The sequence below is a fragment of the Marinobacterium sp. xm-g-48 genome (assembly GCF_013282925.1).
In the GTDB taxonomy this organism is placed as follows: domain Bacteria; phylum Pseudomonadota; class Gammaproteobacteria; order Pseudomonadales; family Balneatricaceae; genus Marinobacterium_E.
Map to the genome: position 1 here is coordinate 154,808 of NZ_WBYQ01000003.1, position 11,916 is coordinate 166,723.

Below are 11,916 nucleotides of genomic sequence, written 5' to 3' on the forward strand. Positions count from 1 at the left end.
CCACTACTCCTCAATCAATTTAATACCGACCCTTCGCGCCTGATCAATCAGTTCAGGAAAGGCGGTACTGATTGCTCGACATCCGTTAATTCGGATGGAACGATCAAAACGTAAACTTAACATCAGTAGAGCGAGTGCAAGTGCTGGGTGCTCTGCAGCTTCCAACTCACAGGGACGCCAATCTGAAACCGGCGAAATAGTGACATCAGTATGTGACATACTGATGTCGGCACCCGCTTTACTTAACTCATCCACTGTCGTCTTGAATAGGGCTCTCTGTCGTTCTGGAATTCGATCGATACCTAATATAGTCGAATCACTCTGAGCAGACGCCATCGCTAACAGCAGTAGAGGGAGATCATCCCCAACCGAGGCCAACTCAGATGAGAGGCACTCGATACCTGATAACAACGAGGCTTTTACCTCTAAATCAGCGACCGGCTCACCGCCCGCATGACGATTGTTATTCAGCGCAATGTGCGCACCCATGCGTTCAAGTAGACGCAAAGAGTGAAGTCGAGTGGGATTCGCACTGACATTTTCAATAACCAGACTCGACTCTTGTTGTAAAAGAGCACCCACCGCGAAGGCGAAGGCGAAACTCAGATCCGCTGGTACCTGAACCGAACAGGCTTTTAGCGAAACGCCCGACTCGATAAACAGTCGACGCCCCTCTCTCACCAATTGAACACCAAAGGCATCTAGGAGACGTTCAGTGTGATCACGCGTCGTATTCGGCTCATAAACCTCTAATTCAACACCCGCACTGATGGCCGCCAACAATAATGCACCTTTAATCTGAGCACTGGCATGGCTTGGCGCATAAGTAATCGATTTAAAGCGCTGACCACCCTTAATAGTGATTGGCAGCGAGCCTGTATTACTGTCGATGGAGGCACCCATCTGTGTCAGTGGATCGATAATCTCTTGCAGCGAGATCTTGGATAACTGCTCACTGCCCGTTAACCTCACATCGAAGTCTTGAGCAGAGAGTAGACCTAACAACATTCTTAACGAGGTCATTGAGCTACCAAAATAGAGAGGCGCTGACGGCGCTTGCAGTCCATTTAGACCCACACCAAACACTCTTACTCTACCTTGGTGTGGACCTTCGATAACCACGCCCAAATCACGGAAGATCTGAATCGTTGCTAGAGTATCTTCACTCTCAATTAACCCCTCGATCTCGGAGACACCCTCGGCAATCGCTGCCAACATAATGGCGCGTTGCGAGATTGAACGATCGCCGGGCACTCGTAACTCACCGCTCAACTTAGCCGTGGGAGATGAGACCAGCGTATCAATGGCATCACCTCTGAGCTCAGCATAGCCAGCACGCTCTAATACCAAAGAGAAATGTTCACGGGAGGCTTTAGCACGGGTAAAAATGCCCAATAAGCGTAGACTGTCACCCTGATCAACAGCAGCTCTTAGATCTTGCACACCCGTCATAAAGCGATCTATCTGCTCTAGCAACTGCTCACGGTTGGCGAAACAGACGTCATGCCACATGGTCGGATCACTGGCTGCAATTCGGGTAAAGTCTCTAAAGCCACCGGCTGCATAACGAAAGATATCGGTACTCTCAGCTTCTGCTGCTAAGGTATCTGCGAGTGAAAAAGCTAAGAGATGAGGTAAATGGCTGGTCGCCGCTAAGACCTGATCATGACGCTTAGGCTCCATTTGAACCACTTCAGCACCAATTGCCTGCCAGACTCGGGCCAGAGTTAGCGTCGCTTCGCTAGAGGCTCCCTCAGGAGGCGTTAAGATCACTTTTTTATGATTGAAAAGATCCGTTTGCGATGCCGATACACCACTTTTCTCTGCGCCCGCTATCGGGTGGCCAGGTATAAATCCTGTTGGCAGACCCTCAGGCCAAATAGCTTTAGCCGCTTCAAGAATATTCAGCTTTGTACTGCCAACGTCGGTTAAGATCGCCTCAGGCTTAAGCCAAGGAGCGATCTGCAGCATCACCTTCTCTATCGCTTTGACTGGAACGGCCAATAGAATGAGATCAGACTGTTTTACCGCTGATTCAAGATCCGTTGCGATGCTATCAACCACATTGAGAGCCAACGCTAGGTCGCACTCCTCTTGATTGAGATCGAAACCGATCACATGCTGAACGCTAACCAACTCTTTTGCAGCACGCGCAAAAGAGCCGCCGATCAGACCCAGTCCAATGACTAATAGGCGCTCAGCTTTAAACGACATTAAGCAAGCGCCTCAGCTAGGGCTTTCAAGAAGCGAGCGTTTTCGTGCTCAAGACCGATACTGACCCGAAGATGATTAGGGAGTCCGTAATTGCCAACTGGGCGCGTAATGACACCCTCCAATAACATGGATTGGTAGATCGGCATGGCAGGCTGCTGCAAATCGATCAAGACAAAGTTGCCCTGACTAGGAACATAGCTGACACCCAATTCAGCGAGCCCTTCGGACATCTGTTTAAGGCCCTGCTGATTTACCTCTTGGCTTCTCTTCAGGTATTCAGAATCCGAAAGAACCGCTTGAGCTGCTGCCAATGCCGCAATACTGACATTAAATGGCTGACGAACACGGTTTAACAGATCGGTAACGGCGACTGAAGCATAAGCAAAACCACAACGAAGCCCTGCTAAGCCCCAGGCTTTGGAAAAGGTTCGAGTTACGATTAAATTATCGAACTCATCAGCCAGCAACAGTCCGTTCGGCATACTTTCGGCCGTTAAATATTCGGTGTAAGCCTCATCCAAAACCACTATAACCTGCTCAGACACACGAGCCATGAACGCGCGAAACTGGTCTTCAGAGAAGACCGTGCCGGTTGGGTTATTGGGGTTGGCTAAGAAGATAAGACGCGTCTTGTCAGTAATGGCATTAGCCATAGCGTCTAGATCGTGACCATACTCTTTGGCTGGGGTAACTACGGACACGGCACAGCAGGCCTGAGTCACCAGTGGATAGACAATGAAAGCGTATTCTGAGTAGATCACCTCATCGTCAGGACAAACAAACACCCTAGCGATCAGCTCTAGTAGATCATTGGATCCATTACCCAGGGTTAAACGATCCTCTGCTAGTCCATAATGAGCCTTCAAGGTGCGTTTTAGCTCTGTTCCCGACGCATCAGGGTAGAGCGTTGCATCTTGTAGACTATCAATAGCTGCTTTAAGTGCGATAGAGCTTGGGCCCAAAGGGTTTTCATTACTGGCCAGTTTGATCGACTCAGTAATCCCCAGCTCACGCTCAAGCTCTTCGATGGGCTTCCCTGGTTGGTAAGGTGTTAACTGTTGAACACCCGATACTGCTAAAGTTTTTTGATCTACAGACACGATTTTAGTTCCTAAAAAACCGCTTTGGGAAAAAGACCCAGGTAGTGAAAGTTAAGTTCTGGCCCCAACAAAGACTGAAGCTGTTCAATCGACCTAGCGCCATCAAGCTCCATGTAGGTTAGGGATCCATCGGTGATATTTCGCTTCGAATCAGTAACCACTGATTCGGCACTCTCAACAATCAATGCTGTTTTATCATCGCCCGATGCCGAAACCTCTTGATGCCCTAACACTAAAAAGGCCTCATCCCCATGGAGAGTTACCTCACCAACAACGTTTAACTGATGAGTCACCAATAACGACAAGACCTCAGGCAATCTATTTACTGAAAGAACCGCGTAGTGCAACGCCCCCTGCGCTAAGCTCAGCAAGGTTTCCGATGCACTAGCGAATGCAATAGGCTCAACCGAGTGACCAAATTGTTTCAGAGCAGCTTGCTCAGTATCTAATTCAGAGGTTGAAACAAACCCAACATTCATACGGTGCTCATGCGCCAGACAGACCGACATCACCTCCCTGAACAGACGTGCAATCTCCTGATCAGGAAGTGGTCCCTGATTGCGCTGCATCGCTTTACGAAGCACCTGCGCTTCTCGCTCAGGTCGATAAAAAACCGGCGAATTCGCACCAAAGTTATGCTTAATATCAGCCACTCTTTGGGCACACTCAGCACGCTTGTTCAACAGAGCATGAATCTCTTGATCAATCTGATCGATCTCATCACGCACCTGTGTCAGCGCCTCATCTTGAGTCAGCCCCTGGTAGAGATTCTGCTGATCCATTGTTAGCCTCGGCGCTTTTCGAAATCAGCCATAAAATCGATCAGTGCATCAACCGCTGCTTCGGGCACAGCATTGTAGATGCTTGCACGCATACCACCGACAGAACGATGCCCCTTAAGATTCAACAACCCTGCCTCTTCAGATTCGGCCAGGAAGGCTTTATCCAGAGCAGAATCCGCCAGTGTGAACGGAACGTTCATGATCGAACGGTTTCGCACAGCAACTGGGTTGGCAAAAAAGTCACTTGCATCAATCGCAGCATAGAGTTTAGACGCTTTGCGATGATTCAATTCCGCCATTGCAGACAAACCACCCTGGCGCTTAATCCACTGAAATACTAAACCTGACAGATACCAGGCCAGTGTCGGCGGCGTATTGTGCATCGACCCTTCAGCAGCGTGAACCGCATAGTCGTACATAGTCGGCGCTGTACTTAAGGGATTGCCTAATAGATCTTTACGCGCGATCACAACCGTTAAGCCGGCAGGTCCGATATTCTTCTGAGCACCCGCATAGATCAAACCAAAGCGTGAGACATCAACAGGCGCAGAGAGTATGTCCGAAGACATATCAGCCACAAGCGGCACGTCACCCGCGTCTGGAATGTAATCAAACTGAACGCCGCCAATGGTTTCATTGGTGGTGTAGTGAAGGTAGTTAGCCGTCGAATCAATAGAGAGATCAGACTGCAGCGGCGCTTCACAAAAGTTTGATGACTCAGTTGAGGCAGCGATAGAGACATCTGCAAAACGCTTTGCCTCTTTGATCGCTTTTTTCGACCAAACACCCGTGTTGATGTACGAGACCTTGCCACCTTGTGACAGATTCATCGGCACCATACCAAACTGACTGGTCGCGCCCCCTTGAAGGAACATGACAGCGTAGTCGTCACTGATGTTCATCAGATCACGCAAATCCTGTTCAGCCCCTTCAGCAACGCTAACAAACTCAGCGCTACGGTGGCTCATCTCCATAATAGAGAGGCCTTTGCCATGCCAATCCAACATTTCAGATTGGGCGATTTCTAGTACTTCCGTTGGCAGCGCTGCAGGGCCAGCGCTGAAATTAAATAGACGATTCATTTAATAGGGGTTCCGAGCCTCAATTACTCTTCTTCGCTGCCGTCGGAATCATCAGACTCCTCTTGTGCAACTTGACTCTCTTCTGATGCATTAGTTTCTGTTGAGTTACCCTCTCCAGCTGCATCAGTCGCATCTTCATCCTCTTCCGGCTCTTCGATTCGAGCGATACCGATCAGAGTCTCATCATCCGCTACGCGAATGAGTCGGACACCCTGGGTATTTCGACCGAGTGAGGAGATCTCAGAAGTACGGGTACGAACCATGGTGCCAAGATCACTGATCAGCATGATGTCATCGCCATCAAATACCTGGACAGCACCGGCCAACGCACCGTTACGATCGGTGCACTGCATAGCAATGACACCCATACCGCCACGACCACGAATTGGGAACTCTGTGATCGCTGTCTTCTTACCATAGCCTTTCTCAGAAGCAGTCAGCACCTGACCACCCTCCTTAGGCACCATCAATGAGATCACTTTAGCGACATCATCCAACTTAACGCCACGCACACCGCGAGCGGTACGACCCATCTCACGAACATCTGTTTCATTGAAGCGAATCGCTTTACCCGCAGAGGTCACCAGCATCACATCGTCGCTACCGTTTGTCAGTGATGCACCGATTAGGCGGTCACCTTCAACGATATCCAATGCAATCAGACCTGTACTGCGTGGGCGAGAGAAGGCCGATAGACGGGTCTTCTTCACGGTACCATTGGCTGTCGCCATGAATACGCAACGCTCATCATCAAACTCTTTAACAGGAAGAATCGTGCTGATGCGCTCACCCTCTGCCAACGGCAGAATATTGACCATAGGTCGACCACGAGCGGTACGGCTTGCCTGAGGGATCTCAAACACGCGCAGCCAGTAGACCTTACCGAAGTTGGTGAAACACAGGATCGTATCGTGACTGTTAGTCACCAGCAGATGCTCGACAAAATCTTCATCTTTCATTGCTGTCGCAGACTTACCTTTACCGCCGCGACGTTGTGCTTGGTAGGCCTCAAGCGGCTGTGTCTTCGCATAACCACCGTGCGAGATAGTCACAACCATCTCCTCTTCGGTGATCAGATCAGCAATGGTTAGATCCTGCATAGACGCAGTGATCTCAGTGCGACGCTCATCTGCGTACTCTGCAACCAGCTCGTTCAACTCTTCAGTAATCACTTCCATCAAACGAACGTGTGAGCCAAGAATCTCTAAAAGCTCTGCAATACGCTCGATAAGATCGCGGTACTCTTCAATCAGCTTTTCGTGCTCTAGACCGGTTAGACGGTGTAGTCGCAATTCGAGAATCGCTTGCGCTTGAGCTGGCGATAGGTAGTAGCTGTTGTCACGCAGGCCGAACTGAGCTTCCAAACCTTCTGGACGACAGGCATCTTCACCTGCACGCTCTAGCATATCCAACACCTGACCAGGCGCCCAAGCGGTCGCAATCAGCGCCTCTTTTGCCTCCGCAGGGGTTGGGGATTTCTTAATCAGTTCAATGACAGGATCAATGTTTGCCAGTGCGATCGCCAAACCTTCCAAGATGTGGCCACGCTCTCGCGCTTTACGCAGTAGGTAAACCGTACGACGTGTGACAACTTCGCGACGGTGACGAACGAAACACTCAAGCGCCGTTTTCAGATCCAATAGACGCGGTTGACCATCAACCAACGCCACCATGTTAATACCAAACACGCTCTGCAGCTGTGTCTGCGCAAATAGGTTATTGATGATGACATCAGGCACTTCACCACGACGCAACTCAATAACGATACGCATACCATCTTTGTCTGACTCATCGCGAAGTTCGCTGATACCTTCGATCTTTTTCTCTTTGACCAGCTCAGCGATCTTTTCGATCAAGCGCGCTTTGTTGAGCTGGTAAGGAATCTCGGTGATAACCAGCATAGGACGACCGTTTTTCGGGTGCTCCTCAACGTGGTGTTTTGCACGAACATAGATACGGCCACGACCTGTTCGGTAGGCCTGCAAAATACCTGCACGGCCATTGATAATACCGCCCGTCGGGAAGTCTGGACCTGGGATAAACTCAAGCAGTTCATCGATAGTAATATCCGGGTTCTCGATCAGTGCCAAACAGCCTCGAACCACCTCACCTAAGTTGTGGGGCGGAATGTTCGTCGCCATACCTACCGCAATACCCGCTGAACCATTGACCAACAGGTTAGGCACACGAGTCGGAAGGACCGCTGGAATCTTTTCGGTACCGTCGTAGTTATCGACGTAATCGACCGTCTCTTTATCCAGATCCGAAAGAAGCTCGTGAGAGATCTTCTTCATTCGAATTTCGGTGTAACGCATTGCCGCAGCAGAGTCACCGTCCACCGAACCAAAGTTACCCTGACCGTCTACCAGCATGTAGCGCATAGAGAAGTCTTGCGCCATACGAACGATCGTATCGTAAACCGCACTGTCGCCGTGAGGGTGGTATTTACCGATTACATCACCAACCACACGAGCGGATTTTTTGTAGGGTTTATTCCAATCATTACCCAGCTCATTCATCGCAAACAGCACACGACGGTGAACCGGTTTTAGGCCGTCACGCGCATCAGGTAGTGCACGGCCGACGATCACGCTCATTGCGTAATCTAGGTAGGACTGCTTCAGTTCGTCTTCGATATTTACCGGAAGAACTTCTTTGGTTAGGTCACCCATTATCTGGCGTTCCTTTTAGTCTTCTGTTCGCACCGCCACCCGGTGCAAAAATAAAGTCCACATCATAACACAAACAATTGAATCAAATCAGCTTTTGGGCCTTATTCAAAGGGGTGATAAACTAGCGCCATTAACCGTTAATGAATTGCCACTTTGGTAGCCTAAATGACCGATCAAACAAACCTGAATATCGACCCACAAGAGATCTCTAAATTCGAAGAGCTTGCATCACGCTGGTGGGATAAAGAGAGTGAATTCAAACCCCTTCACGATATCAACCCACTGCGAGTTGGCTTCATTGATCGTCATGCTGATCTGGCCGGCAAAGAGGTATTAGATGTCGGCTGTGGCGGTGGCATTTTATCGGAAGCGATGGCGCACCGCGGCGCCTCAGTTAGCGGCATTGATATGGGTGAAGCGCCACTAAAAATCGCCAAACTGCACGGCCTAGAGTCTGGCGTTAAAGTCGATTACACCCGCACAACAGCGGAAGAGTTCGCTGAACAGAACCCAGAGCGCTTTGATGTCGTCACCTGCATGGAGATGCTAGAACACGTTCCAGACCCAGCTTCGGTCGTAAAAGCCTGTGCAGCCCTAACCAAACCAGGTGGACGCGTTTTTTTCTCGACTTTAAATCGCAACCCGAAAGCCTACCTGTTTGCCATTTTGGGTGCAGAGCGTCTGCTTAAACTGGTTCCCAACGGCACACACGACTTCAACAAGTTCATCCGCCCGGCTGAACTGGCCAACCACATGCGTGCTGCTGGACTGGAGGTGGATGACCTATGCGGTATGACCTACAACCCACTGACCAAAGTCTACGCACTGAATGCTAATGATGTCAGCGTGAACTATCTGGTTGCCGCGACCAAACCACTATGAGATCTGCACTCTTTGATCTAGACGGCACACTGCTGGATACAGCCCCGGACTTTTATCGCGTCATTTGTCAGCAGGCACAGAACCACGGCTTCGCGGAGCCCGATTTTCAGCTAATTAGGGACAATGCCTCGAACGGCGGAAAGCCAATGCTTAAGGCCGCTTTCCCAGAGCAGTTCATTGCCAATGAGACAGCACTTCACAATGAGTTTCTCTCTCTGTATAGAAGTAACCCCGTCGAGAGTGGCGGTCTGTTTCCCGGCTTTAACGAAGCGTTGAGCTGGCTTGAAGAGCAGCAGATTCCCTGGGGCATTGTGACGAACAAACCTAGAGATTTGACGGATATCGTGCTTGAGCAACTGCAACTCACTGATCGCTGCAGTGTCTGCATCTGCCCAGAGGACGTTAGTCAATCAAAACCCGATCCAGAAGGGATTATCAAAGCGCTTAAAACGGTTGATGCAACAGCAGAGCACTCACTCTACTTTGGCGACCATATTCGCGACATTGTCGCTGGAAAAGCGGCAGGCACACCAACGGTAGCCTGCACCTTCGGTTACTTAGCGCAAGGCGAGGATTATAGGGAGTGGCAAGCAACTCATGCACTTCATCAGTCCGAGAACCTTCTCTCATTTCTTAGTGAACAATTTATTTAAAAGGTCTAAGCATGTTTACCTACGACGCTCCCGAGCAACTTCTTGAAGGACGCACTATTCTGGTCACTGGTGCCGGTGATGGAATAGGTAAAGCTTCAGCTATCGCCTACGCCAAAGCGGGCGCGACTGTCATACTAGCGGGCCGCACCGAAGAGAAGCTTGAAGCTGTCTACGATGAAATTGAAGCGCTAGGCTGCAAACAGCCTGCCATCGTGCCGATCGACTTCGACAAGGCAAGCGAACCCGACTACATTGAGCTGGCTAACTTGCTGGATGAGACCTTTGGCAAGCTAGATGGCATCCTGCACAACGCAGGCATCCTTGGTCTAAGAACTTCGATTGAGAACTACGACCCGATCATCTGGGAACAGGTAATGCGCGTGAACGTCAACGCACCGTTCATCCTGACACAGACCCTAATGCCACTGCTTAGACAATCCGAAGACGCCTCAGTCATTTTTGTCACTTCGGGGGTTGCGACCAAGGGCCGTGCCTACTGGGGTGCCTACTGCGTCTCTAAATTCGCCACACTGGGACTGATGGAGACCTTAGCTGACGAGCTAGAGAATGACCCAAGCATCCGCATCAACGCCATCAATCCAGGCGGTACCGCCACTGCAATGCGTGCCTACGCATACCCTGCAGAGGACCCAAGCACCATTGCAACACCCGACGATATCCAACCTGCGTATCTATTCCTAATGGGACCTGATAGCAAAGGAGTCAACGGACAGAATATAGATGCACAAGGTGCAATGACCGCTGCGGATTTGAGCTAGAGAGCGAATACCCAGCCTAAAGGCTGGCCATTACCAACGTTGGAGCGGTCTTAAAAAGGCCGCGATCTTAGTAGAGATGACTGGCCTTCAGCCTGTCATCCGCAGTTAGAATTTAATGCCTATCTGGAAAACACCGATAAAGCAGATGACAGGCTGAAGGCCCGTCACTATCAGCTAGAGAGAGGGATCAGACCGAAGGACAGCCCCCTCAATTGTCACCCTCGCTTGCCCACCACACGAACCTTACGCTTGCGGCGGTCCTGTCGGGCTGAATCACGGTTGTGATCGGTGGTTTGACGTATTTTCTGGCGTTTGTATTCGCGCTCTTTACGATCAAGATCTTCGGGATTGATCGAAGGCACTTTGCGACGCTCTAGCAGCAGCTCATCCGTTAGAATGTCGACCTCTTTCTGACCAAGCTCTCGCCAAGTGCCTACCTTAACGTCACTGGGCAGGAATACCGGCCCGAAACGGACACGCTTTAGGCGGTTAACTTGCAGCTCTTGAGACTCCCAAAGACGACGAACTTCACGGTTACGACCCTCCATCACACAACAGTGGAACCATTTATTGGCACCTTCACCGTTGAAGTAACGAACGTCGGTAAACTTAGCCATGCCATCTTCAAGCAGAACACCGTCGGTTAAACGCTTGAGTACAGCATCACTGACATCACCTAGAACTCGAACCGCGTATTCGCGGTCAATGTTGCTCGATGGGTGCATCATCTTGTTAGCAATTTCACCATCGGTAGTAAAAACCAAAAGACCCGATGTATTGATATCGAGACGACCGATCGCAACCCAACGCTCAGATTTAAGCTTCGGCAGATTATCAAAGACAGTTGGCCTGCCTTCAGGATCATGGCGAGTGCAGACTTCACCAATGGGTTTATTGTAGATAAGAACTCGAGCCGTTTGGCTACCCGCACTGTTCAGTTCAATAGATTTGCCATCGACCTTAATCTGGTCTTCAGCAGAAACACGATCACCAAGAGTCGCCAATTTGCCGTTTACTTCGACTCGACCCTCTTCGATCCAACGCTCCATCTCACGACGTGAGCCTACACCGGAGCGCGCCAACACTTTTTGCAGTTTTTCATCAGACATGCGGACGCAACCTCAAAACATAGAAACAAAAAGACCCTTCCGAGGAAGGGCCTTCACTCATAGGGCGATTATATATCAATCTATGGTTGGCAGTTGATCTTTTGTGATACCACGAGAAGCCATGTACTCTGCGAATACAGTTGGAGTGCGACCGCGACCTGTCCAGGCATGGGTTTGACCACTTGCATCGGTAATCTGGTACTTAGCTTTCACCTCTTTACGAGATTTAGGCGCCGATTCAGTGATACCAGTTAGCTCATCGAGCGCAATACCCGCTTCACGCATCTTCTGGCGAATCGCTTCAATCGCCTCCTGCTTTGCACGGTTCTGCTCTAGTAAAGCAGCTTCCTCAGCGCGACGCTCTTCAAGAATATCCGTTAGATCGGCAATCACTTTTTCGATCTCATCTGCACCAACCGATTGGCACTGTTTACGAAGAGAGTTTTTGCGCAAAAGAGTTTTAATAAAATCGCTCATCAAAAATTCCTAATACTATTAATAGTTGGCAAAGGGGATGCACAGTTTTAATTTAACGCCAACATAATATATAAAAATAAATAGTTTTCTCAATATAAAAATTTAAATAAATAAAAATATTTAAAAAACCTAAACCAAACAATTAAATTAAACCACGAATAAATCC

Annotated in this window: 10 protein-coding genes; 3 read left to right on the plus strand and 7 right to left on the minus strand. The window is 49.7% G+C overall.

Annotated elements, in window-relative coordinates:
- Positions 1-3: 3 nt before the first annotated feature.
- Genes XMG48_RS06790 through gyrA form a run of 5 tightly spaced genes read right to left on the minus strand, consistent with a single transcriptional unit; the run spans position 4 to position 7,850 of the window.
- Complete coding sequence (locus XMG48_RS06790; protein WP_173481314.1) at positions 4-2,214, minus strand: prephenate dehydrogenase/arogenate dehydrogenase family protein; 2,211 nt, start codon at positions 2,212-2,214, stop codon at positions 4-6.
- Entirely contained in the window at positions 2,214-3,314 is a 1,101-nt protein-coding gene (gene hisC / locus XMG48_RS06795; RefSeq protein ID WP_173481315.1) for a histidinol-phosphate transaminase, read from the minus strand. The genes XMG48_RS06790 and hisC overlap by 1 nt, the downstream gene beginning before the upstream one ends.
- Before the next feature lie 11 nt (positions 3,315-3,325).
- Positions 3,326-4,096 carry a chorismate mutase gene (gene pheA, locus XMG48_RS06800; RefSeq protein WP_173481316.1) on the minus strand — a complete coding sequence of 257 codons (771 nt, stop codon included), beginning with the start codon at positions 4,094-4,096 and terminating at the stop codon, positions 3,326-3,328.
- Between the two features lie 2 nt (positions 4,097-4,098).
- Positions 4,099-5,178 carry a 3-phosphoserine/phosphohydroxythreonine transaminase gene (gene serC / locus XMG48_RS06805; protein ID WP_173481317.1) on the minus strand — a complete coding sequence of 360 codons (1,080 nt, stop codon included), beginning with the start codon at positions 5,176-5,178 and terminating at the stop codon, positions 4,099-4,101.
- Positions 5,179-5,201: 23 nt separating this feature from the next.
- Positions 5,202-7,850 (minus strand): DNA gyrase subunit A, encoded by a 2,649-nt coding sequence (gene gyrA / locus XMG48_RS06810; RefSeq protein WP_173481318.1) that lies wholly within the window; start codon positions 7,848-7,850, stop codon positions 5,202-5,204.
- 165 nt (positions 7,851-8,015) lie between these two features.
- Between gyrA and ubiG the strand changes: the two genes are divergently transcribed.
- Genes ubiG through XMG48_RS06825 form a run of 3 tightly spaced genes read left to right on the plus strand, consistent with a single transcriptional unit; the run spans position 8,016 to position 10,164 of the window.
- Positions 8,016-8,732, plus strand: coding sequence for a bifunctional 2-polyprenyl-6-hydroxyphenol methylase/3-demethylubiquinol 3-O-methyltransferase UbiG (ubiG, locus tag XMG48_RS06815; protein WP_173481319.1), 717 nt, complete (start codon positions 8,016-8,018; stop codon positions 8,730-8,732).
- On the plus strand, positions 8,729-9,385 hold the full coding sequence (locus XMG48_RS06820) for an HAD family hydrolase (RefSeq protein ID WP_173481320.1): 657 nt from the start codon (positions 8,729-8,731) through the stop codon (positions 9,383-9,385). The genes ubiG and XMG48_RS06820 overlap by 4 nt, the downstream gene beginning before the upstream one ends.
- Before the next feature lie 11 nt (positions 9,386-9,396).
- Complete coding sequence (locus XMG48_RS06825; RefSeq protein WP_173481321.1) at positions 9,397-10,164, plus strand: YciK family oxidoreductase; 768 nt, start codon at positions 9,397-9,399, stop codon at positions 10,162-10,164.
- 215 nt (positions 10,165-10,379) lie between these two features.
- Here the strand turns inward: XMG48_RS06825 and rluB are convergent, their stop codons facing one another.
- Both rluB and XMG48_RS06835 read right to left on the minus strand, forming a co-directional pair.
- Positions 10,380-11,273 carry a 23S rRNA pseudouridine(2605) synthase RluB gene (gene rluB / locus XMG48_RS06830; protein ID WP_173481322.1) on the minus strand — a complete coding sequence of 298 codons (894 nt, stop codon included), beginning with the start codon at positions 11,271-11,273 and terminating at the stop codon, positions 10,380-10,382.
- 75 nt (positions 11,274-11,348) lie between these two features.
- Complete coding sequence (locus tag XMG48_RS06835; protein ID WP_173481323.1) at positions 11,349-11,750, minus strand: H-NS family nucleoid-associated regulatory protein; 402 nt, start codon at positions 11,748-11,750, stop codon at positions 11,349-11,351.
- Between the last annotated feature and the right edge of the window lie 166 nt (positions 11,751-11,916).

Coding starts and splice junctions, on each gene's coding strand:
- XMG48_RS06790 (WP_173481314.1), bottom strand. CDS start 2,214: ATGTCGTTTAAAGCTGAGCGCCTATTAGTCATTGGACTGGGTCTGATC.
- pheA (WP_173481316.1), bottom strand. CDS start 4,096: ATGGATCAGCAGAATCTCTACCAGGGGCTGACTCAAGATGAGGCGCTG.
- serC (WP_173481317.1), bottom strand. CDS start 5,178: ATGAATCGTCTATTTAATTTCAGCGCTGGCCCTGCAGCGCTGCCAACG.
- gyrA (WP_173481318.1), bottom strand. CDS start 7,850: ATGGGTGACCTAACCAAAGAAGTTCTTCCGGTAAATATCGAAGACGAA.
- ubiG (WP_173481319.1), top strand. CDS start 8,016: ATGACCGATCAAACAAACCTGAATATCGACCCACAAGAGATCTCTAAA.
- XMG48_RS06820 (WP_173481320.1), top strand. CDS start 8,729: ATGAGATCTGCACTCTTTGATCTAGACGGCACACTGCTGGATACAGCC.
- XMG48_RS06825 (WP_173481321.1), top strand. CDS start 9,397: ATGTTTACCTACGACGCTCCCGAGCAACTTCTTGAAGGACGCACTATT.
- rluB (WP_173481322.1), bottom strand. CDS start 11,273: ATGTCTGATGAAAAACTGCAAAAAGTGTTGGCGCGCTCCGGTGTAGGC.
- XMG48_RS06835 (WP_173481323.1), bottom strand. CDS start 11,750: ATGAGCGATTTTATTAAAACTCTTTTGCGCAAAAACTCTCTTCGTAAA.